Annotated in this window: 26 protein-coding genes and 1 pseudogene; 6 read left to right on the top strand and 21 right to left on the bottom strand. The window is 41.1% G+C overall.

All coding sequences use genetic code 11. The features are described 5' to 3' along the window. Window positions 1–488: 488 nt before the first annotated feature. The 3 genes and pseudogenes from AU255_RS01300 to nhaD form a co-directional block, all read right to left on the bottom strand. A pseudogene (locus AU255_RS01300) lies at window positions 489–1,628 on the bottom strand (IS3 family transposase). 924 nt (window positions 1,629–2,552) lie between these two features. Further along, entirely contained in the window at window positions 2,553–3,893 is a 1,341-nt protein-coding gene (locus AU255_RS01295; protein WP_198942510.1) for an AmpG family muropeptide MFS transporter, read from the bottom strand. Window positions 3,894–3,997: 104 nt separating this feature from the next. Beyond that, window positions 3,998–5,332 carry a sodium:proton antiporter NhaD gene (gene nhaD / locus AU255_RS01290; RefSeq protein ID WP_143735935.1) on the bottom strand — a complete coding sequence of 445 codons (1,335 nt, stop codon included), beginning with the start codon at window positions 5,330–5,332 and terminating at the stop codon, window positions 3,998–4,000. 199 nt (window positions 5,333–5,531) lie between these two features. On the opposite strand from nhaD, the gene AU255_RS01285 reads away from it, so the two are divergent. The 3 genes from AU255_RS01285 to AU255_RS01275 all read left to right on the top strand — a co-directional run bounded on the left by AU255_RS01285 (window position 5,532) and on the right by AU255_RS01275 (window position 8,264). Further along, window positions 5,532–7,187: a nitrite/sulfite reductase gene (locus tag AU255_RS01285; protein ID WP_080521194.1), complete on the top strand. Its 1,656-nt coding sequence runs from the start codon at window positions 5,532–5,534 to the stop codon at window positions 7,185–7,187. Then, entirely contained in the window at window positions 7,174–7,623 is a 450-nt protein-coding gene (locus tag AU255_RS01280; protein WP_080521193.1) for a DUF934 domain-containing protein, read from the top strand. The genes AU255_RS01285 and AU255_RS01280 overlap by 14 nt, the downstream gene beginning before the upstream one ends. A gap of 281 nt (window positions 7,624–7,904) precedes the next feature. After that, entirely contained in the window at window positions 7,905–8,264 is a 360-nt protein-coding gene (locus tag AU255_RS01275) for a hypothetical protein (protein WP_080521192.1), read from the top strand. A 133-nt stretch (window positions 8,265–8,397) separates the two neighbouring features. Here the strand turns inward: AU255_RS01275 and AU255_RS21010 are convergent, their stop codons facing one another. The 4 genes from AU255_RS21010 to modA all read right to left on the bottom strand — a co-directional run bounded on the left by AU255_RS21010 (window position 8,398) and on the right by modA (window position 11,580). Beyond that, window positions 8,398–8,820 (bottom strand): multicopper oxidase domain-containing protein, encoded by a 423-nt coding sequence (locus tag AU255_RS21010; RefSeq protein WP_080521191.1) that lies wholly within the window; start codon window positions 8,818–8,820, stop codon window positions 8,398–8,400. 140 nt (window positions 8,821–8,960) lie between these two features. Then, complete coding sequence (locus tag AU255_RS01265) at window positions 8,961–10,085, bottom strand: ABC transporter ATP-binding protein (RefSeq protein ID WP_080521190.1); 1,125 nt, start codon at window positions 10,083–10,085, stop codon at window positions 8,961–8,963. Continuing rightward, a complete protein-coding gene (modB, locus tag AU255_RS01260; RefSeq protein WP_080521189.1) occupies window positions 10,078–10,746 on the bottom strand; it encodes a molybdate ABC transporter permease subunit in 669 nt (222 codons plus the stop codon). The genes AU255_RS01265 and modB overlap by 8 nt, the downstream gene beginning before the upstream one ends. Before the next feature lie 3 nt (window positions 10,747–10,749). Beyond that, entirely contained in the window at window positions 10,750–11,580 is an 831-nt protein-coding gene (gene modA, locus AU255_RS01255) for a molybdate ABC transporter substrate-binding protein (protein WP_233144521.1), read from the bottom strand. Window positions 11,581–12,332: 752 nt separating this feature from the next. Here modA and AU255_RS01250 point away from each other — a divergent pair. Next, a complete protein-coding gene (locus AU255_RS01250) occupies window positions 12,333–12,539 on the top strand; it encodes a cold-shock protein (RefSeq protein WP_080521187.1) in 207 nt (68 codons plus the stop codon). A 245-nt stretch (window positions 12,540–12,784) separates the two neighbouring features. Further along, entirely contained in the window at window positions 12,785–13,249 is a 465-nt protein-coding gene (locus AU255_RS01245; RefSeq protein ID WP_080521186.1) for a hypothetical protein, read from the top strand. A gap of 80 nt (window positions 13,250–13,329) precedes the next feature. On the opposite strand, the gene trpC is transcribed toward AU255_RS01245, so the two are convergent. The 13 genes from trpC to apaG form a co-directional block, all read right to left on the bottom strand. After that, entirely contained in the window at window positions 13,330–14,130 is an 801-nt protein-coding gene (gene trpC, locus AU255_RS01240) for an indole-3-glycerol phosphate synthase TrpC (RefSeq protein ID WP_080521185.1), read from the bottom strand. A 23-nt stretch (window positions 14,131–14,153) separates the two neighbouring features. Beyond that, window positions 14,154–15,167, bottom strand: coding sequence for an anthranilate phosphoribosyltransferase (trpD, locus tag AU255_RS01235; RefSeq protein ID WP_080521184.1), 1,014 nt, complete (start codon window positions 15,165–15,167; stop codon window positions 14,154–14,156). A 71-nt stretch (window positions 15,168–15,238) separates the two neighbouring features. Then, window positions 15,239–15,829, bottom strand: coding sequence for an anthranilate synthase component II (locus AU255_RS01230; RefSeq protein WP_080521183.1), 591 nt, complete (start codon window positions 15,827–15,829; stop codon window positions 15,239–15,241). Continuing rightward, the gene (gene trpE, locus AU255_RS01225) at window positions 15,826–17,313 is read right to left on the bottom strand and encodes an anthranilate synthase component I (RefSeq protein ID WP_080521182.1); all 1,488 of its coding nucleotides are present in this window, start codon (window positions 17,311–17,313) and stop codon (window positions 15,826–15,828) included. Before trpE ends, AU255_RS01230 begins: the two co-directional genes overlap by 4 nt. A gap of 342 nt (window positions 17,314–17,655) precedes the next feature. Next, window positions 17,656–18,222, bottom strand: coding sequence for a histidine phosphatase family protein (locus AU255_RS01220; RefSeq protein ID WP_080521181.1), 567 nt, complete (start codon window positions 18,220–18,222; stop codon window positions 17,656–17,658). A gap of 2 nt (window positions 18,223–18,224) precedes the next feature. Continuing rightward, the gene (locus AU255_RS01215; RefSeq protein WP_158083022.1) at window positions 18,225–18,905 is read right to left on the bottom strand and encodes a phosphoglycolate phosphatase; all 681 of its coding nucleotides are present in this window, start codon (window positions 18,903–18,905) and stop codon (window positions 18,225–18,227) included. Window positions 18,906–18,968: 63 nt separating this feature from the next. Further along, complete coding sequence (locus AU255_RS01210) at window positions 18,969–20,351, bottom strand: class II fumarate hydratase (protein WP_080521179.1); 1,383 nt, start codon at window positions 20,349–20,351, stop codon at window positions 18,969–18,971. A 111-nt stretch (window positions 20,352–20,462) separates the two neighbouring features. After that, window positions 20,463–20,684: a glutaredoxin family protein gene (locus tag AU255_RS01205; protein WP_080521178.1), complete on the bottom strand. Its 222-nt coding sequence runs from the start codon at window positions 20,682–20,684 to the stop codon at window positions 20,463–20,465. After that, window positions 20,681–21,169 (bottom strand): TIGR00645 family protein, encoded by a 489-nt coding sequence (locus tag AU255_RS01200; protein ID WP_080521177.1) that lies wholly within the window; start codon window positions 21,167–21,169, stop codon window positions 20,681–20,683. The genes AU255_RS01205 and AU255_RS01200 overlap by 4 nt, the downstream gene beginning before the upstream one ends. A 72-nt stretch (window positions 21,170–21,241) precedes the next feature. Then, window positions 21,242–22,909, bottom strand: coding sequence for a hydroxylamine reductase (gene hcp / locus AU255_RS01195; RefSeq protein WP_080521176.1), 1,668 nt, complete (start codon window positions 22,907–22,909; stop codon window positions 21,242–21,244). A gap of 158 nt (window positions 22,910–23,067) precedes the next feature. Then, on the bottom strand, window positions 23,068–23,325 hold the full coding sequence (locus AU255_RS01190) for a Rho-binding antiterminator (RefSeq protein ID WP_080521175.1): 258 nt from the start codon (window positions 23,323–23,325) through the stop codon (window positions 23,068–23,070). Window positions 23,326–23,349: 24 nt separating this feature from the next. Continuing rightward, window positions 23,350–24,174 (bottom strand): symmetrical bis(5'-nucleosyl)-tetraphosphatase, encoded by an 825-nt coding sequence (locus AU255_RS01185; RefSeq protein WP_080521174.1) that lies wholly within the window; start codon window positions 24,172–24,174, stop codon window positions 23,350–23,352. Window positions 24,175–24,176: 2 nt separating this feature from the next. After that, entirely contained in the window at window positions 24,177–24,554 is a 378-nt protein-coding gene (gene apaG / locus AU255_RS01180; RefSeq protein ID WP_080521173.1) for a Co2+/Mg2+ efflux protein ApaG, read from the bottom strand. A 156-nt stretch (window positions 24,555–24,710) separates the two neighbouring features. Here apaG and nadE point away from each other — a divergent pair, with 156 nt between their 5' ends. Beyond that, entirely contained in the window at window positions 24,711–25,544 is an 834-nt protein-coding gene (gene nadE, locus AU255_RS01175; protein ID WP_080521172.1) for an ammonia-dependent NAD(+) synthetase, read from the top strand. A gap of 59 nt (window positions 25,545–25,603) precedes the next feature. Here nadE and AU255_RS01170 read toward each other — a convergent pair whose 3' ends face one another. Next, complete coding sequence (locus AU255_RS01170; protein WP_080521171.1) at window positions 25,604–25,789, bottom strand: CbtB domain-containing protein; 186 nt, start codon at window positions 25,787–25,789, stop codon at window positions 25,604–25,606. Window positions 25,790–25,923 lie beyond the last annotated feature (134 nt).

Raw genomic sequence — 25,923 nt, 5'->3', positions numbered from 1 at the left:
AAGAGCTCTCCCTTCCCCTTGTTTACGCTCTTCCTATAGAAACTAGTTTTAACTTTCAGCAGTTCATAGCCACAAGCCATACTCTAGTAGTATTCTTTCAATAATCTCGCACAATCAATTCGTTCACTGTTTACGACGCAAATAGTTAACTGCTCCTTTAAAGGCTGATCTCAGATACCAATATATTACCTGTCTTTATGTTCACTTACGTGTTCCGCCCTTCAACTCCAACTTCCTGTCACTGATTTGATGTTTTATCCTCATCCATGTCACCATGAAATCACTGGCACCAAATTTTACGATTACTATGGCTTCATCCGAAAACCCTCGGTTCATAACGTCTGTATTACTACAGCGCTTAGAGCTTAAGGAGTCGCAGTTACTCCGACTCAAATCCGACGGCTCTTCACTGGGTAAGATAGTCACCCTTTTCTCGATCTACCTACCTTTGTAGTGGTCAAGTAAATTCGTACATAACGATCGGTTTTTTAAGCGGCTTCTTTTTCCGCTTGGGTTGGGGTTAAATAGTTGTTATAACTGTGTACACGGAAGCTATTGTAATACTTGATGTATTGCATAATATCTTTCTCTGCCTGTTCATAAGATGAATAAAAAGTCTTAGGCATCCATTCAGATTTAAAGCTTCTAAAACAGCGTTCCATAGGTGCATTATCCCAACAGTTACCACGTCGACTCATGCTTTGCGTTATCTCATATTCCGACAATTGCTGCTGGAATACCTTACTGGTGTAATGGCACCCCTGATCAGAATGAAACATCAAGTTCTTGGGCTCTCCTCTAGCCGCATAAGCTAATTTTAACGCTCGTGTAGTCAATACTGAGTCAGGACTAGTTGAGCAAGCCCACCCCACGATACGGCGCGCATTTAAATCAATCACCAATGCTAAATATATCCAGCCTGTACCCGCCCAAATATAGGTGACATCACCACACCAAACTTGATTAACCAGTTCGGTAGAAAATTCACGGTTTAAGTGGTTATCCGCTATGTTTGATGACTTTTCAGCCACCTTATAACGATGTGAGCCTGGCTGTTTACTTGTCAGCTCCGCTTCTTGCATTAAACTCCGTGCTTTGAAACGTCCAACAGATTCACCTTGCTGTTTTAATTGAGCAGAAAGGGTACGACTCCCCGCTGAACTGCGGCTGGCTTTGTAGCGCAATAACCTTGGATTTTAACCTGTCTCGCTCAGGATCTGCCCTGTTTGCATGCTTACGGTGGTAGTTGTAACTACTACGACTCATCTCAAATGTTTGCAATAATTCGCATTGTTTGTATTGCTCTCTTAACTCATCAATTAGCATTAGAATTGATACGCGTCTGATATTAAGAGAGCTGAAGCCTTTTTTAAAATCTCTTTCTCCCTCTTTAGTTTCTTTATCTGACTTTCCAAATCTTGAATCTTTTGCTGATCAGAAGTAATCGCTCGGCTTCCTTTTGGCGTAACACCATGACGCTCTTCTTTTAATTGAGTGACCCAACGGCGCATTGCTGTAGTTCCAACGCCCATAGCTTCGCAAGCATCATTTATGGAATATGCCTGATCTAATACCAAACTGGCCGCTTCATGTTTAAATTCTGTTGTATAACTTTTTCGTTTACTCATTGGTCTGCATCTTTGATTAAGGGGTTATTATAAACTCCTATCGTTTAGTACAGGATTATTAGACCACTACACTTTCGCCTACTTCTTCCCTTCTCACAGGGCAAAGGCTGGACTTCCACCAGCTAGCTGACTATCATGCCAGTCACACCGCTAAAGCTACTTCGTTTCCTGTCCGCCTTCAATGAAAAAGCGGCTTAACAGTTAGTGTGAGGTGCGCACTTATGCTGACGTGTATGATAATGAGGGTAAGGCATAATTGCCTAAATAATAATTAGAGATACACCAGTATCCTGTTCTATCTTTTACTCAAATTTTTGTTGAGAGGCGGATAATTGCGTCAAATTTATGAGTTGATTTAGAAAAATAGCTTGCAAATTCCAGAGGGATGTTCAAGTCCCGAATTGCGAATTCAGGTCGTAACTATTGTGCGATACCGGCGGGCTAAAGCAGCGCCCTACTTCTTGGCAATATTTTATCGAGATCAAGCCAACTTGAAAAAATGAATTTTAAATCAAAACAGAGTGAAGAAAGCCAAATATGATAAAAGGGCTATCCACTTCGCTGGCCTAATGTATGCACCCGTTCCAAGGGCCATGCTGGTGCTTTTAGGAATGTACATGAAATAACTTAGTCAACTTGGAAGCGGGATCTTTAGTCCCGCATCGAAATGGCGGGACTAAAGATCCCGCTTCCATTACTTGTTGTAGATTTTATTTCGTGCACGTTCCTTACTCATTTTTTGTTCTCTCCACAATATACCTAATATTGGTATATTGTAGAATAAAATACCGCCATCTGCTCTAGGCGAATGCCTTATTTAAGCTTGATTGTCCTGTGGCGCTTACTCCAGTTGACTCTTCTGGGTGAACCTTTTACTCACCTACACAAAGTTTATTTGTCAACTGAAGGACGAAAGTTTTGAGTTTATAAGGCTTTATCAACTGGTTGTTGTAAGCGCATCAATACCAGCACCAGAATGATTGCAGGCAATCCTACTGAGGAAGCATATAAAAAGAACATCGCATAACCATAACTATCAACAATTAGACCAGAGAACCCCCCCATTAATTTAGCGGGTAAAGTCATTAATGAACTAAATAATGCGTATTGTGTTGCAGTATAGGCACTATTGGTTAGGCTGGACAAATAAGCGATAAACACAGATGTCGCAATTCCGCCGCTTAAATTATCCGCGCTGATTACAATAGCCAGTAAACTGATATTGGGCTCAGAGCGAGCGAGCAGAACAAATAATAAATTCGTGCTCGCAACCAGTACAGCACCTAATAATAAAGGCTTCATCAGGCCATAACGTAATACCAGAACACCTCCTAACGCGGCGCCAAAGATGGTCATAAAAAAGCCAAAAACTTTGCTAATATCAGCAATTTCCTTTTTGCTAAAGCCAATATCCAGATAGAAGGGATTAGCCATCACTCCCATGGTGATATCACTCATCTTATACAGCGCTATCAAGGCTAAAATCCATATAGCCATTTTGCCATTGCGAATAAAAAAATCAGCAAATGGGCTAATTACCGCATCAGAAAACCAGGCGCTTAAGCGTTGCAGTGCACCTTTATGGGCTTGCACTCCCAATGCTGTCTCAACCTTGCTTTCCAGTTTTATGGTTTGTTTGTCTTGCTTATGTCTGGGTTCAGAGCTTAGTAAAGTTGCGACTATGCCAACAAACATACACAAAGCCATCGCAGAATAGGCCGCATTCCAGCCTATATATTCGGCGATATAAAAAGCACCTGCACCGGAAACCAGTAAGGCAACTCGATAACCAAAGACATACATGGCAGCCATTGCTGCCTGGTATTCAGGTGCTATGGCTTCAATACGATAAGCATCAATCACTATATCTTGTGTTGCTGAACAAAAAGCGATCCATACTGCCGTTGCGGCAATAAATTCAATTTGTACCTGCGGGTTTAATTCGGCTAAAGTCATTAAGCCGGCTGATATACCTACTTGAGCGAGTAACATCCAGCTACGCCGTTTACCCAGTAGTCTGGTTAAAAAAGGTAAAGGCAATCTATCCACAACCGGTGCCCAAATAACCTTGATGGAATAGGTTAAGCCTACCCAGCTAAAAAAACCGATAACTGATAATGTGACACCAGTATCGCGTAACCAGGCCGATAGGGTAGAGAAAACCAGTAAAAAAGGAAGTCCCGCAGAAAAGCCAAGAAAAGCCATGCCCATTACCTGAGGGCGCGTATAGGCAGAAAACGATTGTTTCCAACTGTGCTTAATCATATCAAGGGTATTTACAAATGTTCTGGAAATAAAAAAAGGGAGCAGAATATAAAACTCTACTCCCTTGAGATGTACAATCAGATTTTTATTGATTGTGCCGGTCTTTATCCATTAATTAAATAATGGACAAAAATACTGGCGATATAGCCCAAAGCAATCACAGGTGTCCATTTGATATGACTGAAGAAAGTATATTTATGGTTAGATGAACCCATTAAAGCAACCCCGGCTGCTGAACCAACCGATAACAGTGACCCCCCGGTACCTGCTGTTAGTGTGACTAATAACCATTGATATAAATCCATATTCAGATTCATACTTAAGACCGCAAACATCACCGGAATATTATCCACAATCGCTGAAATAAGTCCGACTAAAATATTAGCTGGTGTTTGACCCAGTCCGTCGTACATACCTGCAGAGATGAGCTCCAGATAGCCGATATAACCTAAACCACCGACAGCAAACACAACCCCAAAAAAGAAGAACAGCGTATCCCACTCTGCGTCACGCACTTTATCAAAGATATCAAAAGAATCATGTTCCTCACCTTCACCTGAACTATATAAGGTTTTGATTCTGAAGCCATAAATCATTAATACACCAAGTCCTGCCATCATACCCATAAATGGCGGTAAATGAAGCACTTGCTTAAAGCTAACGGCAGTCACGATGGTTAGTGCAAATAAAACACAAACTTGAATTGCACCTGGTTTTAGCTTAATCGCTGCTTCATTAGTTGCATGCGGTTGCTCATCAGGTACTGCTAAGTACATAAAGAAAGCAGGTACAAGATAGTTAACGACTGAAGGTATAAATAATTTGAAGAAATCAAAGAATTCTGCATAACCCGCCTGCCATACCATTAACGTAGTAATATCACCGAAGGGGCTGAATGCGCCACCCGCATTTGCAGCAACAACCAGGTTAACAAAACCAATGGCGATAAATTTTTCGTTATCTTTACCCACAGCTAAAACAACAGCGCCTACTAATAAAGCAGATGTCAGGTTGTCTGCAACCGCTGATAAAAAGAAGGTAATAATTCCGGTAATCCAGAATAGCTTTTTATAGCCAAATTCTTTTCTAATCATCCACGAGCGTAACGCTTCGAACACATTACGTTCTGCCATGGCATTGATATAAGTCATGGCAACCAGCAAGAACAGCATTAATGCCGCATATTCTTTAAGGTTAAACTCAAAAGCCTGATGCAAGGCTTCGGTAGAAACCCCTGCTTCAGCAGCTAGAACAGCTGCATGTGCCCAGATTATCGCTGCTGCAACAATAACCGGTTTAGATTTGCGTAAGCCGGTAAACTCTTCCGCCATAACAAAGCCATAGGCGATGATAAAAATCAGCACGGTATAAATACCGCGCTCGGTCCCGGTAAGACCTAAATTGACAATTTGCTCTTCAGCCATTGCCATCTGCGGCATACAAAATAGCGCAGCGAAAACTAATAATAAGCGAAACAAAACAACCCCCCTAGACCCTTAAATTTATAAATTATTTTTATTGATAAGTAACATAAAAATCAACCGCTAATAATAGCATTTTATAATTAACTTTGTCATTTAATCGATAGCAGTATATGATAAATAATTCTGTTAAACACGGTTGTATAAGCACATTTATATGTATCAATATAACGATAAAGATCAAACCCTCATCAACGAACGAGTCGTTCAGTTTCGTGATCAAACTGAACGCTTTTTAAAAGGCGAAATACCTGACGATAAATATCGGGCTTTACGCTTAATGAATGGTGTGTATGTGCAAACACATGCGCCTTTATTGCGTGTAGCCGGACCTTACGGTCTCTTGTCCAGCAAACAAGTCAGGAAACTAGCCTCTATTGCCCGTGATTATGATAAAGGTTTTTGTCATTTTACTACCCGACAAAATATTCAGTTTAACTGGCCAGCACTGGAAAGAGTTCCTGATATTCTAGAGGAACTAGCCAGTGTGCAAATGCACGCTATCCAGACCAGCGGCAACTGCCTTAGAAATACAACATCGGACCAGTTGGCTGGTGTTGCGATAGATGAACTGGAGGACCCGCGCCCCTATTGTGAAATTATTCGCCAATGGACAATTTTTCATCCGGAATTTGCCTATTTACCACGCAAATTCAAGATTGCTGTGAGCGGAGCCAAATTGGACCGCGCTGCAACACAGTTCCATGATATAGGCCTACATCTGGTGCAAAATGAGCATGGAGAAGTGGGATTTAAAGTCTTTGTCGGAGGTGGTTTAGGACGTACGCCAGTTATTGGCCAGGTAATCAAGCCATTTTTAGAGAAGAAACATTTACTTTCTTATCTGGAAGCCATATTACGAATTTATAACCTCTATGGGCGCCGTGATAACAAGTACAAGGCACGCATAAAAATCCTGGTTAGAGAAGCAGGGCTCGCTAAAATTCGCAAAAAAATAGACGCAGAATGGGCTTTAATTAAACATAAGCTTGAACTGAGTCCAGAGCGGATTAAAGAAATACAGGAGCAATTTAGACCACCGAACTATCAACTGGATGCAGTGCAAGATACAAGCTATGCCGATAAATTAGCAAATAATGCTGACTTTGCGACATGGGTCAAGCACAACACTGCGGAACATAAAATTGATGGTTACCGTGCTGCCTATATTTCATTAAAAGCACCTGATAGCCCTCCTGGAGACTGCACCGAAAGCCAACTTGATACAATTGCAGATTTGGCCGATCAATACAGTTTTGGAATGGTGCGTGTGACCCATCGTCAAAATCTGGTTCTTGCAGATATAAAACAAGCTGATTTATTTGATTTATGGCAAAAACTCGATGCTATCAACTGTGCAACGCCTAATATTGGTAAAGCAACCGATATGATCTGTTGCCCGGGCCTGGATTATTGCTCATTGGCTAATGCCGGTTCGATTGGCGTGGCTAAAGAGATTAATGAAACGCTGGATTCTATGGATTACGTGCATGACCTGGGAGATCTGAAAATTAATATCTCTGGCTGTATGAATGGTTGTGCGCACCAAAGCGTAGGACATATTGGAATTCTGGGCGTCGATAAAAAAGGAGTAGAGTGGTATCAAGTGACCCTAGGCGGCAGTTCTGAAAACGATGCCGCGATTGGCGAGCGCTTAGGCCCTGCAGTGAGTAAACAAGATATTGCTCCGGTCATTAAAATTTTGCTCGAGGTCTATCTTGAGCAACGCATTGATGAAGATGAACCTTTTCTCGCTACTGTCAGACGTGTTGGCATTGGCCCATTCAAGGAGAAAACCTATGCAACTAATTAAAGATAAGCAAATAACTCAGGATAACTGGGTATATATCGTCGATGAAACACCCTTAAAGGCTGACTATATAATTGTTTCTTTAGTCCGATGGAGGCAAGAACGCAATCAACTATCCAAGATTAAACACCTGGGTTTAAGGCTTGAGCCTGATGTTGAGTTAGAAGAAATCGCCAATGATTTATCTCACTTTCAATTGATTGAGCTATATTTTCCAGTGTTTACCGATGGACGTGCTTTTACTCATGCACGCTTATTGCGCAGTCGCTATGGATTTACTGGCGATATTCGTGCCAGTGGAGATTTTATGCGCGACCAGGTTTTTTATCTAAACCGTGTCGGTGTCACTAGTTTTGAGCTAAACGACCAGGAAAATGCGCAACAAGTTATTCAGTCTATGCATGATTTTTCTGTGGATTATCAAGAATCAGTTGCCTGAATCTAACTTTTGCAACACTAACTGTATAGTTTGTATGCTTCGTAGTTCTACCATTAAGTCAGGAAGCATTTCATTAAATAACAACGTGTGCAACATTGGCACTCACTTATAACACAAGTGCTGATTTACAAATATTCTTACCGTCATTTTAGCTTGCGTGCCTGACTAGATCCTACTGTACTATTAAACGTTTGTTTTATTATGGTAGAATCGAAGCCGGTATATAGTTGCTTACTATATATTTATTACAATAATATTAAATAACACAAAGGATATAACGAATGAAATTTTTTAAATATATTGCTTTAAGTCTTTTTCTAGCCATTTCTACAGCGGGCGTTTCTTCTGTCGCTTTTGCTTCTGTCTTTTCAGACATTGACAATGTGTCTACAAAAATTGCTGCAGCTGAACATGCGCTTAAAAGCGGTGCGACTAATGATGACGTTATCAACTTAATCAAAGAGGCAAATGATTTAACTAAAGTAGTAATGTTGCCTGATTCACTGGTTTCAAAACGCCAAAGAGCAAATGCACACTTGAAAAAAGCGCGTCAGGCACTTCAAAAAGATAATAGAGCCGCTGCTGAAGCTCATTTAGAGAAAGCTGCAAGTGATTATGCTAAATTGAAAGGTTTTTTATAATTAGCTATTGCCGTTATTTATATCAGGACACCTTTTGGGGGTGTCCTGTTTAATTTCTTATAATGAAAGGGCAGTTATTTATAAAGCATATTTCCCTTTTATCTCCTAAAAGGCTATTGTGCCTTGCAGAATATTACTTCTCTTCATCCTGGTACTGAATATCAAATCCAGGAAATATTTGCCCGATACCCGAATTAGCATCGACAAAAGAACCGCTCTGTACAAACGCTTCCGATAAGCTGACACGTGGGTAGATAGCTGTAACCTGCTCAGCACTCATACTGGATTGGGAAACTTTAAAGCGTGCAACATCGTTACTGCCTCCTGCACTCGCGACAACTTCCACTAATTGCATCATGCCGTTATCTTGATGTAAAAGAATGTGGCAATGATTGACATACTCACCGACATAATCAGGAAAGCGTGAACGAAATATCGCTCGACCACGAGGAAGCCAGGTAACATCCGGCCAACGGGGTTCAGTCAGTATATGAACCAGAGTCCCATCCGCAATAGGTACATCTACACGACTTAACCAGAATGGATTTACGTGTATATGAAACGGATGAGATTAGCGCGGGCACACTATCCGTTTTGCATACTTTTTAATAACACGCATTCGCTATATCAGTTGAACTCTTGCGCATGCTGTCTATCTTCGTGGAAAACGTATCGCAAACTATGTCGAATATTCATTTATACTTCGTGACGTAATGTCTGATAGGGCATGAGGTGTATGCCTTCGGCTAATAAAGAAATACCGATTTTTTCATGCAGCCCCAAGGAATTACGTTTAGCGACATGCAAGGGCACATTGATGACAATATTGATACTTAATTCCTTATCAACACGCACCAGCATATTGGCCAGGCCGTTACTTTCGATATATTCAATAATTTGAGCCTGTAAGGGGTTTTCACGATCACCTTTAGCAGGACGACCGCGTCTATGTAACAGAATATTAGCGGGTTGAATCATCCAGCAAATACGCTCATTCACTGCAAATTGTGCTTGGTAGCTTGCTTCCAGTATCATGCCTCGCCAATATATGCAGGTTTTTTGTCTTTCTTGGTCATGGGTGAGTACCTCAGCGGTAAACAAATTTTGTTGATCCATTAAGCGTGCGACGATAGCAGTTTTTGGTTGAGCAGCGACAAACTCGGGAGCACCTGTTTGTAAGACTACGCCTTTATGCAATACAGCGATTCGATCCGCAAGTAAGCTTGATTCTTCCAGATCATGAGTTACGAGTATCACCGGTATGGCTAACGACTGTCTTAACGAGCGTAGTTCACGGTATAGTTTGCGTCGTGTGACCTGATCAACTGCTGAAAAAGGTTCATCCAGTAATAACACTTTAGGTTGTCTGGCTAAAGCCCTGGCGACAGCAACCCGTTGCTGTTGTCCGCCGGACAAATTTTTCGGATAACGCTGTTGCAGGCCGTCAAGATGAACCTTTTCTAATAGTTTCATCGCCTCTGCATAACGCTGATATTTTGGTAAATGAGTGATCGCCTGTTGAATATTTTCCAGTACAGTCATATGCGGGAACAGCGCATAATGCTGAAACACCAACCCGACATGACGCTGGTAAGTCGCTAAAAAAATTTTACGGGTACTGTCTTGCCAGATTTCCCCCTGGCAGCGTATGGAGCCATTTTCAGGATGATACAATCCTGCAATAGCTCGCAACAGCGTTGTTTTGCCACTACCGGAAGGCCCAACCAGTGCCAGTAATTCTCCTGCACGACATTCCAGCTCTACAGCCAGAGGTATAGGCTGAGATTGTTGCACGCTGATATGAATCGCTGAATCAGACATGAGTGTGTTGGTTTCGCTCAGCTAACCAGTAGGTAATTGAAATCGTCAGCATGGAAAATAATAATAAGCTGAATGACATAATCGAGGCAGAATGATCATCAAAAGCCTGTACCCGGTCATAAATCGAGATTGCAATAGTTTGAGTTTCTGCGGGAATATTTCCGCCCACCATAAGAACAATACCGAATTCCCCCAGAGTATGTGCAAAACATATCACCATTGCCGAGACGATGCCAGGCCAGGCGAGCGGTAATTCAATTTTCCATAACACTTGCCTTGGGGGCATGCCACAACAGGCGGCCGCCTCGCGAATTTCTCTAGGAATAGCTGCAAAAGCGCGTTGCATGGGTTGAATGGCAAAAGGTAAATTAAAAATAATCGAAGCCAGCACCAATCCTTGAAAATTAAATACTAGCGTAGCACCGAAAGTGTTTACCAGCCATAGTCCGACGCCCTGATTGGGACTAAAAGCAACCAATAAATAATAGCCAAGAACAGTAGGTGGCAATACTAGCGGCAAAGCTAAAACAGTTTGTAATAATGATTTACCAAAAAATTGCCGATACGCCAGCCAGCGACCGAAAAAAATACCGATCGGCAGCAAAAATGCTAGCGTCACCAGACTCAGCTTTACCGATAAGCTTAAAGCTTGCCAATCCATCGCTTATCTATAGGGAATTGTATAACCATAACGGGTTAAAATAGTCCGTGCTTTATCCTGCTGTAAATACAGAAAAAATGATTTAACGGTATCACCGGCATTGTTTAACAGCACCATTGTTTGTTGCAGTGGTTGATGCAGATTCTCCGGAACTAATAAGTAACGAGTACGCTGTTGCAAGGTGGGCGCCAGTGCCAGAGAATACGCTATCAAGCCAGCTTGAGCAGCACCAGAACTGGCAAATTGTGCCGCTTGCGCTGCATTTTCACCTAATACTAGATGTGGCTGTGCCAATACCCATAAGTTTAATTTCTGCAATATGTCTCGAGCGGCAATACCATAAGGTGCGTGTTCAGGATTGGCGATGGCAAAACGTTGCAGTTGCCCATTTTGCAAGGCTAGCTTAATTCCATTTAATTGCTCATCAAGCAATAATGAAGAGTTTTTGCTAGTTAACAAAGCTACACGTCCCAAAGCATAAACAGTGCCTGGTCCCAGAGTTTTTTGCCGCCGCTCAAGTTCTGCTACATATCTGGTATTAGCTGATAAAAACAATTCGAAAGGAGCGCCCTGCTGAATTTGTCGTGTTAAATTACCAGATGAGCCATAGCTAATACGTACTCTTTTTCCAGTATCCAGTTGAAAAGCCTCAGAGATCTCCTGCAGTGCAAATTTAACACTTGCTGCTGCTGCAATCACGGGAACATCAGTTGCCATTATCATTGGGCTGGATAGTAGCATCAATAAAACCAGGGCTAGCCGTGATCGATTTTTATTCAGGGAGTTGTTTATTGTATGTTCCTGGTAAGATTTGCTACGGTAAAGAAGAGCCAAGATTATAGCCTCGTTACTATTACATTACTATATGAATTCGGGAAGCTATCATGGTAAATTCGGATAACATCCTCATTTTTAACCTGCCTGTAATTTGCTCAGGATTCCAGTTTTATTCAATATAACCATTGCACGAGGCATTTATTCATCGTTTAATTTTAACGCTTTTAGGCTTATTTTTTATCTCATTCTTGAGCAAATTCACCCGCCTGTTTATGTCGCTAGCCGCCTTATTGCCTTTTATTTTCAGAAAGCTCACGTGAAAAATTGCTTTGGTTTCGATCCAGGGCTTCAGCAATTTTATTCTGGGATACTCATTTTTTAATCGCTTTTTTGTATAATGTTTCTCTTCAAGAAATAAGTGTTTTTAACCCATTTGTAGCTTTTGTAAATCGTTTGGTAGCTGCTTTACTTTACACTTGTGTTTGATTTAATTGAACATCGTGTCTCTTTATCTGTCATTTTCAGCACTAATGTACTTTTTATACGCATTAAGCTAATTTAATTTTCTGAGTCATTATTTATAAAAACTATCCTGTTTATGAGGAATAATAATTGACTACTGCGAAAAGCCGTATATAATTTACTAAGCTTGAAAGTACGTCTTATATTTATGCACACCATTTCGATGTTTTATCTTTAGTGTTATATCTTTAGTAGCTCGTCCTGTTTTTATAAGTAATAGCATCACTTCCAGCAAAACGGCCTTATTACAAGGCTTCAATTACTCTTGAAATAAATAGGATATTATTATGTCTACTACAACTGGTACAGTAAAATGGTTCAACGAATCTAAAGGTTTTGGCTTTATTGAGCAAGAATCTGGTCCTGATGTTTTCGCTCATTTCAGCGCAATCTCAGGTTCTGGCTTCAAAACTTTAGCTGAAGGCCAAAAAGTTCAATTTACTGTGACTCAGGGTGACAAAGGCCCTCAAGCAGAGGATATCGTAGCGCTATAAGTTACGAGTTCGCAGTTTATTGGCTTACATTAATGCAATGTAGGCTTAGCCTGCCCTAAACGGGCAGGCTTTAAAAGGGCGAAACCTTGTTTAGAGGTTTCGCCCTTTTTTATGTGTTTTGAACTATTTTATGATGACCACATCAGTGAATTGATTCTGGTGTATTTTGTTTGTTTGCAATATACTCAGGAATTCAGTTAGATATTACATAATTATAATAATTAAATATTTAGGGGAGGCGGCGCATGTCAGAGTTTGTTTTTATTTTAACGGTGATCTTTATAGCTTATATTGTTTTCGAAGACGAAAATAACGGCAAGCAGGGTATCAACAAAAAAATACATGATGTGAACACACTTAATCCTCCTGTAACAAAAACCGTTGCAGCTGAAATAACGGCTACCGCGACTAACTCCGGATCACAAAAAAAAACCAGGCCTGTGCAGCCTGTTCAATCGAAGCCTAAAGTTAATAAATTAGCAGCACCTAAAATCGAATTACGTACCGTTGTGATGAAAAATCCGGCAACGGGAGAAGAAGTAAAGGTTTCCAGTAATTATAGAATGGTCAAACGCTGGGTAAAAGAAGCCCTGGTCGAAGAGGGTTTACTGGAAAAAATATATAAAAACAATGAGCTGGACGACACTGCCAAAGTGATCGTAGCTGATGCACTTGCGATTATTAAGGCAATGGATAAATATAAAGCCTAGCGTTTATGTGTAAGTCTATGTCGGGCTATATTATCAAGTTACGATTAATATACGACCCGACCTGCTGTACATTTTCCTTATTAAATTGAAAATAACTCGCGCATCTTTGCACCAGGGTGTTCAGCACGCATAAATGCCTCACCGACCAGGAAAGTGTAGATATCATTATCCATCATTAAGCGCACATCTTCTGGAGTATGAATACCGCTTTCGGTAATTACCAAACGATCATCCGGTACCATCGCTTGCAAATCCAGTGTGGTTTGTAATGACGTTTCAAAGGTTCGTAAATTACGATTATTAATACCCATTAACGGGGTATTCAGTTTTAAGGCACGTTCCATTTCTGCCTTATCATGAACTTCAACCAATATATCCATTCCTAATTGTGTAGCAGTATCGGCTAATTCGTGCATTTGTGCATCTGCTAAAGCAGCAACAATTAATAAAATACAATCTGCGCCTAATGCCCGTGATTCATGTATCTGGTATGGATCAATCATGAAATCCTTACGTAATACGGGTAAAGGACAGGCTTGTCTAGCCATTTGCAAATTAACCTCACCGCCGTGAAAATATTCTTTGTCAGTCAAAACTGAAAGGCAGGTCGCTCCATTCATTGCGTAATCCTGAGCAATTTCAACAGGCTTAAAGTTTTCTCTAATGATGCCTTTGCTTGGTGATGCTTTCTTTACTTCAGCAATTATAGCTGGTTTTTTACTGCTGGCCTTACCTTGTAGCGCACGGGCAAAACCACGTGGCGCTTCTGTATCGCTGATAATGTCAGCTAAATCAGCAATTGACATGCGTAATTTACGTTTAGCAACTTCTTCTGCTTTTGTTGCAAGTATCTTTTTTAAAATATCAGGTGTATCGGTCATAAATGTATGTTTTAAATTGAAAATTAAACCGGTTTAAAATTTATTAGTGCATAGAGCTTTTCTTTAGCTGCGCCTGAGGCAATCACTTCCAGTGCCTTAGTTATTCCTGTAGATAATGAGTTTTCCAGGTTTGCAGCATAAATAGCCGCGCCGGCATTCAAGGCAACTATATCTCGAGCTGGTCCCGGTTGATTATCCAGGACAGCTTGCAGCATAGTTAAACTATCTTGTACGTCATTGACGGCCAGAGCTGCCAAATCAGCTCGCTGTAAACCAAATTGTTCGGGGCAAATGGAATAACAGGTAATTGTGCCATCTTTTAATTCAGCAATCGAAGTACTGCTTGCAATACTGATTTCATCCAAACCATCATCGGCATTGACCACTAAGACATGCTCGCTACCCAAAGCCTTTAGAGCATGAGCTATCGGTTCTATCCATTGTTTATCAAAAACACCAATCAACTGATTTGGAGCGCCTGCCGGATTTGCTAATGGGCCAAGTAAGTTAAACAGCGTTCGTACGCCCATTTCTTTGCGTGGCTTTGCTACATGACGCATTGCTCCATGATGTTTTTGCGCAAACAAGAAACCCACGCCAATACTGTTCACACACTGTGCAACCTGATCAGCAGACAACTCCAGGTTAACCCCGGCAGCTTCCAGGACATCAGCACTGCCCGAGCGACTGGAAACGGAACGATTACCGTGCTTAGCAACAGTTCCACCTGCTGCGGCAACGACGAAGGCACATGTTGTGGAGATATTAAAGGTATTTGCTCCATCACCACCGGTACCACAGGTATCGATAATATGATTACCACATATGTTTACCTTGCCAGCAAGTTCACGCATCACTTCAGCGGCAGCAATAATTTCTTCAACAGCCTCACCTTTGCAGCGTAAAGCAATTAAAAATCCGGCTATTTGTGCCGAAGTTGCTTCTCCACCCATAATGCTGCGCATAACATCACGCATTTCCAAACGAGTGAGGTCTTGCCGATTCAGGACTGTTTGTAAGGCTGTTTGTATATTCATTTTATCTGGCAAGGAGCGTTTTACACGTTATTATTCCGCGAATGAGAAAGTATATGAAATGCATCCACTATTTATTTTTCTAAAAAATTACGCAACATATCGTGACCGTGCTCAGTCAAAATAGATTCGGGATGAAATTGAACACCTTCTATATCCAGTTCTTTATGACGTACCCCCATAATTTCATCGATATTGTTTTGTTCGTCTTGCGTCCATGCCGTTATTTCCAGACAGTCAGGTAACGATTGTTGATCAATCACCAACGAATGATAGCGAGTTGCTGTAAACGGGTTATTCAAACCTTTAAACACTCCGCAATTATTATGGTAAACAGGTGACACTTTACCGTGCATTATGCTTTTTGCATGAACAATTTTACCCCCAAAAGCATAACCAATACTTTGGTGTCCTAAGCAGACACCCAGAATAGGCAGCTTTCCAGCAAAGCTAAGAATAGTTTCTACTGAAATTCCTGCTTCTTTGGGCGTACAAGGCCCCGGGGAAATCACGATTTTATCAGGAGTTAAAGCACGAATATCATCAATACTTACTTCATCATTACGCACCACTGTTACATCAGCACCTAATTCGCCAAAATATTGCACCAGATTATAAGTAAAAGAGTCGTAATTATCGACCATTACAACTTTACATGCGCTCATGCTCCGCCTCCATTTAATCCAGCTTCAGCCATCGATACTGCGCGAAAAATTGCCCGCCCTTTGTTCATGGTTTCATCCCATTCATTCTGGGGTATTGAATCATAAACGATTCCTGCTCCAGCTTGTATATGTAAAGTTTTATCTTTTATAACCGCTGTTCTGATAGCTATTGCGGTATCCATATTTCCGGACCAGGAAATGTAACCTACTGCACCTGAATAAACCCCACGTTTTACAGGCTCCAGTTCACCTATGATTTCCATTGCTCGAATTTTAGGTGCTCCGCTCACAGTCCCCGCTGGAAAAGTTGCCGCCAAAACGTCAAAAGCATCCTTGTCGGCCTTTAATTCTCCCGTCACATTAGAGACGATGTGCATAACATGCGAATAACGTTCAATCAGCATGGTGTCCGTCAACTCCACCGTGCCAATTTTAGCTACGCGTCCCGCATCATTACGCCCCAAATCAATTAACATAAGATGTTCGGCTAATTCTTTTGGATCGGCCAATAAGTCTTTTTCCAGGGCAATATCTTCAGCCGGCGTTTTACCGCGTGGGCGCGTACCGGCTATAGGTCGAACCGTAACCATTCCGTCTTCTAAACGTACCAGGATCTCAGGGGATGAACCAACTATATGAAAATCCTCTAAATTAAGATAATACATATATGGCGATGGGTTTAAACAGCGTAGGGCACGATACAAATCTATCGGCGCAGCAGAAAAAGGAATAGATAGACGCTGCGATAACACTACTTGCATAATATCCCCTGCAGTAATGTAGTCTTTCACTTTTAATACCGCCTCTTTAAAACCTTGTTCAGTAAAGCCCGAAACAAAATCGGCTTCATTTACCTGCTTAGGGGTATGTTCGGTGTTGGTTTTTGCTTTTAATTCACGTAATTTTAAGATCAGCTCGTCAAGACGTGCTTGTGCGCTTTCATAAGCGTTAGCTAGTTCCGGATTCGCATGCGTTAATAGCATCATTTTGCCAGATAGATTATCGAAGACTAAAATTTCTTCAGAGATCATCAATAAAATATCAGGACTGCCTATTGGGTCATCTTTAGCAGCTGATTTCAGCCGTGGCTCTATATATCCTATCGTTTCATAACCGAAATAACCGACCAGTCCTCCATTAAAGCGAGGTAACTCTTCAATATCCGGGACTTTAAATCGCTGTTTGAATTCTTCAATCCAGAGCAGAGGGCTGGCATGTTCAAAGCTTTCAACAACGGTTCCTGATTCTTCAATTCGAATCTCATTGCCGAAAACTTTGATCAGCGACTTGCAAGGCAAGCCGATAATGGAATAACGCCCCCACTGTTCTCCGCCATGCACCGATTCAAATAGATATGAATAAGCACCATCAGCTAATTTAAGATACGCGCTCAGCGGGGTGTCTAAATCTGCCAGCACTTCACGTGCGATAGGAATACGATTGTAGCCTTGATCGGAATATTGCTTGAATTGTTCTGGTGTCATGGGGGTGTATTTTATGATGGTGACACGGTGACTTTACGCATAAAGCCTAGCCTGGATAAAATTCGAGTTACTTTAATAAAACATAGTATTTTAAACGAATGTTGCTGTATTTAATAATGTTATTAAATATATTGTAGCAGCAGTCTTTCGCCGTGATGTTAGTACATATAAATTGCGTCCAGAGGCAGGTTGTTCAATCAGTATTTATCTCTGCCCTGTTTCTTACTGTGGCAATTGCGAACTGACACCGTATCCCCCTCTCTTTCCCTGTGGGAGCGCAAAGGTTCTCTGCCTTGTAAATTTTCCGGGGTGACTCAAGCGCCATAACCATTGGATAAATAGCTATGGTGCAATAAACTCATACTCACTTATCTCCCAGTATTTACTAAGAATACTTGCAGAACCTTGCCACCCTTTTGCTTTGAGCTGTTTACCAATAAAATTGTTGAATATGCTATGGCCAACTAATAGAACAGTGTTATTAGCTAATGCTTTATCATGCAATAAATCTCCTGCAGTAGCGGCTCTCCGCATCGCTGTAGCCTTAGATTCACAATTGGCAGCTAAGCCCAAAAACCAGAGAATTCTTAACAATATCAACCAGCTTGCAGGCGATAGTTTGGGTATTGACGTTGTGCAATAAGGCAATTCCACTTCACGGAATATTGAGTCTATACGGGCAATATCTCTGACTCCCAGTAACTCTGCAGAGTGAACAGAACGCCGCAAATCACTGCAGATCACGACATTACATTGACATGCTATTGCCACCACCTGTTCTGGTGGTGGCTGGCTGGTATCCAAGTTCGCCAGATTATAGGCTGCAATCCATCTATGGAATTCATGGGTATTCAATTTACCTGATTTTGGAGTATCAGGCTTGCCATGGCGTATAAAAATAATTTTCATGATCAGTATGCTAGCGATAATAGCTCACTTAAATGCGCAATACTATCAATTTGATAATCGGCTCCTAACTGATCACAACTATATTTTCCGATATAACCGTAAGGCACTAATGCTGTTTTAAAGCCGGCGCTTTTTCCTGCCCGTATATCATTAATTGAATCACCTACCATTAAGGCATGCTCTGTTTCATTAGCAAAAAAATTTGCTGCTTCTAGCAAAGGTAAAGGATCAGGCTTCATTCTACTATAGGTATCTCCCGAGGCAATAAATGGAAAATAATCTATAATGCCAATTTCAGTTAACAAGGAAGAGGTAAATAGTGCTGGTTTATTGGTCACACAGGCTAAATTAATTTTAGCTGCCTGCAGTTGATCTAAACCCTCTTTTACTCCTGCGTATAACTGACTCTCCACGCAAACATTTTGTCTGTAGAAATCACTAAACACGCGCTTAGCCAGTTGCAGATTGTCAGGATCTGTTAAAGGGTTCAATTCACCAGTCAGTGCGCGCTTTATTAACATCGTCACGCCATTGCCCATCCAATGTCTTATTTGTTGCTTTGAATAGGTTTGCTGGTTTAAGGCGGATAGCATCAGATTGATAGCATTTGAAATATCTGGCGATGAATCTACTAGCGTACCATCCAGATCGAAAACAATAAGTTTGGGTTTAAAGGGAGTCAATGTAATAACCTGTCAGAAATATAGAACGGACTGAAGTCCGTTCTACTAGAAATTTTCAGTGTATTAATTCACACCGCCCGCAGCTAGATGTTTCGGTTCCAGGATTTTCTCTAATTCGACACGTGAAATATCCGTCATTTCTTCGGCAACATCAATAATGGCTCGCCCTTGCTTGTAGGCGGATTTTGCAATTTCAGCCGCTTTTGCATAGCCAATAATCGGATTTAAGGCTGTGACCAGTATTGGATTTCTGGCCAGTGCATCTTGTAAGTTAGCTTCACGCACGGTGAAATCTGCAATGGCCTTATCTGCAAGTGCGATACTTGCATTACTGATAATATCTATACTTTGTAAAATATTATAGGCAATCACCGGCAGCATAACATTTAACTGAAATGTCCCGGACTGGCCTGCGATAGTAATCGTCGCATCATTACCAATCACTTGTGCGGCTACCATTGCAGTTGCTTCAGGTATCACCGGATTGACTTTGCCTGGCATAATACTGCTACCCGGTTGCAAAGCTGTTAACTCAATTTCACCTAAACCGGCTAAAGGTCCACTATTCATCCAGCGCAAATCATTGGCAATTTTCATTAAACTGACAGCAATAGTCTTTAATTGTCCCGATAATTCAACAACGGCATCCTGACAGCTTAAACTTTCAAAAAAAGAGTCATTCGGACTGAACGTAATACCGGTAACCTTACTCATTGTGGCTGCAAATAATGCCGCAAATTCTGGGTGTGCATTAATTCCTGTGCCCACCGCGGTACCTCCTTGTGCCAGCTTTTGTATTCTAGGCAAAGCACTGTTTATCCGGGCTATACCATTACGAATTTGTAAAGTCCATGCACCTAATTCTTGCTCAAGTGTCATAGGCATCGCATCCATCAAATGGGTGCGCCCGGTTTTAGTGAACTCACGACAGGCAAGCGCTTTATTTTCCAGAGTTGCAGCTAAATGCTCCAGGGCCGGCAATAATTGACGGTGACACTCAATCGCCGTACTGATGTGGATCGCGGTAGGAATAACATCATTACTGCTTTGCCCCATATTGACATGGTCATTTGCCCCCACAGCTTCAGTAGTAATTGCTGATGCAAGATGCGCCAATACTTCATTAACATTCATATTGGTACTGGTGCCAGAACCCGTCTGAAAAATATCGAGAGGGAATTGATCTGCGTATTCACCTTGAATAATCTGTTCTGCCGCTTTAATAATAGCTTCACCTCGCGCAGCATCTAATACGCCAAGTTGCATATTTACTTTTGCGGCTGTCTGTTTAATCAGAGCCACGGTTTGAATAAAAGCGGGCGGCATCGTTAAGCCGCTAATAGGAAAGTTATTAATAGCGCGTTGAGTTTGTGCGCCATACAAAGCATCGCTGGGAACCTGTAATTCTCCCATGCTATCTTTTTCTATTCTGTAGTTAGTATTCATTTTAAGCTTGCTCTTCAACATATGTTGAACGGACTGTAGCCCGCTATTTTGAGGGATAGTGTATAGAGTTAGCAGCGGATAAAATCCACTCTACAACGTCCATTGGTTAGTTTATACGAAAGTCTGTATATCTTCAGTGGAAAAAGGCCAGCAAAGTTCTCGCTGTTCCTGGGTATTCAATAGCACCGGGATTTTAATCGCATAGCGCTCCTGCCACTGATCCTGTTCAGCGATATCAATTTTTTGATAGGCAATATTGAGTTGCAATAATAAACTTTCCGCCTGTTCACATAAATGACAGGCCGAAGTGCTTAACAGTAAAAGTTTGTTCATTCTTTTAGTTTTTCTAAATAGCCCATCAAAAACGCGGAAAGCACAAAAGTAATATGAATGAGCACATACCAGGTCAGTTTATCATTTGCTATGTGTTCCACATTCATAAAAACCTTTAATAAATGTATCGATGAAATAGCCACTATTGATGAGGCGACTTTCATTTTTAGCGAGCCATAATCATGCGTGCCCAGCCAGGATAGTTTTTCTGTTCCTTCGGTAATATCCAGACGGGAAACAAAATTATCATAGCCACTAAACATCACTATAATGGTCAGGCTGCCAACTAAGGATAAATCGATAAAAGTCAGCAGTTTCAGAATTAACTGATTGTCTTCTATCGTTAAAATTGCAGGGATAAAGTGATATAGTTCTTGAAAAAACTTAACCGTCAAAGCCATTAAAGCAAAACTCATCCCCAAATAAATAGGCGCTAACAGCCAGCGGCTTGCATAAATTAAACGTTCAATTATTTTTTCTAGCATTATCTAAATATTGCGCCTTAAGCAGTTTGGAAGTCTAGTCGGAGATACACAATTATTGTAGTTTGTACTGTTTCATTCACCTTCAAGCATTGCCGCTACATCATTTTCTGGCGTATCAATTCCTTTAACCGCCAGTTCGTCTGTTAATTTTTGCAAAATGCCCGGGCTAAAAAAAGGCGGTAACGTGGGGCCTATACGCAAATTTTTAATACCAAGAGCGAATATTGCCAGCATCATTAAAATGGTTTGTTGCTCATACCAGGCGATATTAAAAGAGACAGGTAGTTGGTTAATATGCTCTAGCTGCATGGTATTTTGCAAATGGGTTAAAAATGCGATCACTGCATAAAAATCATGAGTTTGTCCTGCATCCAAAAGGCGTGGCACACCGTTTATTTCACCTAATTCTAACTGATGAAATCGATATTTAGTATCACCAGCCGTTAGAATAAGCGTATCGGCAGGCAAGGCTTTAACTAAATCGGTGTAATAGCGGCGTTCTTTGTGCCGCCCGTCACAGCCAATTAAAACGATAATACGTTTAATATCACCCGACTTAATAGACTGCGTAATGGTGTCCGTTAAAGCAATGAGTGCATGCCGTCCATAACCTACTGTGACACTGCCCGCTGTTAAAGGTAAAGGCGGCTCACATTGCAGTGCTTGCTGGATAATTTCAGAAAAATCTTTTGCATCTTCGGTTCTACGTTTTTCAATATGCGCAATATCAGGCCAGCCAACCATGCCTGAAGTATAGGCCTTTGCAGTGTAGCCTTTTTTAGGTTGTTGCAGGCTGTTTGTGGTTACCAGAACAGGGCCTTGAAACTTGCCAAACTCGGTTTTTTGATCCTGCCATGCACCACCATAGTTGGCGACCAGATTAAAATATTTCTTAAAAGCCGGATAACTATGGGCAGCAATCATTTCGCCGTGGGTATAGATATCAACACCAGAGCCAGCGCTTTGCTCTAATAAATCCTGTAAATCATGAAAATCTTGCCCGGAAACTAAAATACCAGGTTTATCCCAGGAGTCTAAATGCACTGTTGTTGCAGAGGGCTGGCCAAATTTTTCAATATTGATCTGCTCTAGCAATGCCATAACCAGTATCGCCTGCTCACCACATTTATAATTCATGGCGAGTAACTCATTTAAACTGCGCTGTTTTTGCAAAGTATATGCAACTGCTTGATACATAAAAACATAGTGTTCAGGCGCAAACACATCTAACACCTGAATATGTTCTAATAAAGCCCCTAAACCTTTTGCGGCATAGATCAGCATTTCCCGTGCGGCATGTAAATCGGCATCATCACCGGATAATTCGCCACCGGCCTGCACGCCAACCGTTTCTCCTTTCTTTACGAAGGCCTCTTGATCAATTTTTTCATAAAGCCATTGGGCTTCCTCGGGCTCCTCAGTAATAAATACCGTTTCACTTTTGGACAATAATCTTTTCAAATGCTCGCGCCTTTGCACAGTTTCTGCAATTAATTGCACAAAGACGGCTGGATCAAAATTAACATTGGTTACCATTGAATATAAAGCGCGAGCAACGAATTTATCAATGTTTGAGTCAGTTATTCCAGACTCGGCTGCCTTTACGGCGTAAAAAGCCAAGCCTTTTAATGTATAGGTCAATAAGTCATGCAAGCTAGAAACATCCGCTTTTTTTCCACAAATTCCAGCCGTATCACAGGCAATATTTTTTTTAGCTTCCTGGCAATGGTAACAAAACATGTTTTTCTCTAGTGTTAGTTCTAAGTATTAAGGCCTTGATATGGCTTGTATAAAAAAATTTGTATTCTATCAGGAATGCATGATAAGTTCTCAGGCTAAAGACCTTTGGATGGTTTTAAGTTTTTTATCTCACTTACTTTTTAAATAATGCTTAACTGCTATGTAAAAGAAACAGATTGAAATTTCGCCTGTGGTGTTAATACCTGTAATTCTTTAATTTCAATGAGTTCAATTTTTATTTGTTGTTCACACGCGAGCAGCAAATATTCTCGTTTTTCAGGAGTACTCAGGATATTAATCGCTTTACCTGCAACTGTTTGCCCATCTTTTAATAACAGTTTGATCTGATATCCATATAAACAGGCAATTTCAATATAATCGTGCAAGGCACAGGAAATAATAGCGGGTTGATGCATTGGTATTTATCTTTTACAGGTCAACTAGTGATTGGGCACTCTATAGCCTTCGCAATCAACGCTGATTCGTTGCATTTGTGCATCTAGTTTCAGGGCTGTCAGTTGCCCGCCCCACAAGCAGCCAGTATCAATTGCGTGACAATTATTCGAGTGGTGATAACCTAAGGCAGACCAGTGACCAAAAATAATTTTTAAATGTGCATTTTTTCGATTCGGTAAATCGAACCAGGGAATTAAATTTTTTGGTTGACTGCCTGGTTTACCATTATATTTAAAATCCAGGCGTCCTTTTTCATCACAAAAACGCATACGACTAAAACAATTTACAGCGAAGCGCAATTGTTCATAACCTTTTAATTTATCGCTCCATTTGTCAGGTTCATTACCATACATTTGTTTAAAAAATTTTACGTGGCTATCACCGCGCAATTCCTGTTCAACTTTCGCCGCCATTTTTTTTGCCATCGAAAAGTCCCACTGCGGTGGCAAGCCCGCATGTAGCATACAAAAATCATCGTTATAATGAAATAGGGGCCTGTGCCTTAACCAATGTAATAATTCGTCTTTATCCTTTGCACGCAGTATCGAAGTTATCGTATCTTTTGTGCGAATTGGTGAATGTTTATAAGCTACTGCAAGTAAATGCAGATCATGGTTTCCCAAGACGCAAACAGCTGCATCACCAAGCGATTTAATAAAACGCAGGGTTTCTAATGATTTAGGCCCGCGATTAACCAGGTCCCCAACAAACCAGAGCTGATCGGTTTGTTGATTAAAATCAATCTTGTCCAATAATCGCTGCAAATCATCGTAACAACCTTGAATATCACCAATCGCATAGATCGTCATAGCTAATGTAATGTTCTGGGTATCGATAAAGTAAATCGGGGAATAGGCACATCAAAATTCTCGCCTGAATCAGAGAGCATTGTATATTCCCCTTGCATCACACCAACAGCTGTTTCGATAAGCGCGCCACTAGTATAAGTAAATTCCTCACCTGGCTTTAAGTACGGAGTCTTGCCGATAACCCCCTCACCACGGACATCTTCAACCTTGCCATTAGCATCAGTGATTAACCAATGCCGGCTTATTAATTTCGCTGCCGTTGCGCCGGCGTTTGTGATCTTAATAGTATACGCAAAGGCATATTTGTGTGCACTAGGCATAGATTGATCTGCTATATACCTAGGGAAAACTTCTATTAATATTTTATTTTCTGCGCTCATATGAAGATATTGCTTCTTAAATAACCGAACTAAATAGTTTGCGTAATATTTTAGCACTTATGGTAGCTAACTCAGATACAATTAATTGCAAAAATTAATTTAGTCATTACACCCCGGTTTTAACAGTAACACTATCTATCCTCGCTATTAAATTCTATGAATCAAAAAGACATTATTGAAGAAATGAAAGTACTCCCGGTTATTGAGCCAGAGTTTGAAATTCAGCGCCGCATTGATTTTATAAAACAGCAGCTTAAACAATCAAATTTAAAGAATCTGTTGTTAGGCATTAGCGGCGGTATTGATTCAGCTACTTGTGGCCGTCTAGCGCAATTAGCTACTGAGCAGCTTAATAATGAAGAAAATAGCAACGAATATCAATTTATTGCCGTGCGCCTGCCTTATAATATTCAGGCTGACGAAAGTGATGCACAGCTTGCGATTAGCTTTATTCAGCCCGGACAAAATATTTCAGTCAATGTGCAAACCGGAGTAGATGCTATTCATGCAGAAACATGTCGTGTACTTAAAGATCATGGGGAGCTGGTTGCATCTACGCTAAAACTCGATTTTAGTAAAGGTAATGTAAAAGCCCGGACAAGGATGATTGCACAATATGAAATTGCAGGATTGTTGGAGGCACTGGTTATTGGTACCGACCATTCAGCAGAAAATATAACCGGCTTTTTTACCAAATGGGGCGATGGAGCCTGTGATCTTGCGCCGCTTTTTGGTTTAAATAAACGGCAGGTCAGACAGATCGCAAAAACCCTGGGTGTGCCCGCTGTGTTGATAGCAAAAGCGCCTACAGCTGATCTGGAAGATCTGGAACCGGGTAAAACTGATGAATGCGCTCTGGGATTGAGTTATGATCAGATTGATGATTTTTTAGAAGGTAAACCGGTTGCTGAAAAAGTGAGTCAATTAATTATTGAAACATTTCAAAAAACACAACACAAACGCCAGCCTATTCCCACAATATATGATTAAACTGGACACTCTTAATTAAGATGGGCCCACTTTATAAAGTTTACCCATCTTATCATCAGTTAATGGCAAGGAAAGGCAACGCTATGGCGGGTATCATGTGCAGCATTGTGCATAATATCCATCGGAGCAAAACCTACGCCAAATAAAATAATAAGTCCTAATGCCGCTGCAGCAATGAGTTGCAAATTTTTAGTCGTAGCAACAGGAACGCTTTGTTCCAGTGAAGCGGGGTTATTGGCATTCATATTAAGCCCTGGTAAATTTGGTGGGTTGTAAGGAACGAGAATTCATAATACCCGAGTCTGACTCGTCTTTTGACTTCACAGCCGCGCTAGAAAACTAGTTGCGTAGCCCCTGCTTGCGCCTGTTTTCCTAACAC

Source organism: Methyloprofundus sedimenti, from assembly GCF_002072955.1.
Classification (GTDB): Bacteria; Pseudomonadota; Gammaproteobacteria; order Methylococcales; family Methylomonadaceae; genus Methyloprofundus; species Methyloprofundus sedimenti.
The sequence above is the reverse complement of the archived record's forward strand: the minus strand, read 5'-3'. Positions and strand labels throughout refer to the sequence as shown.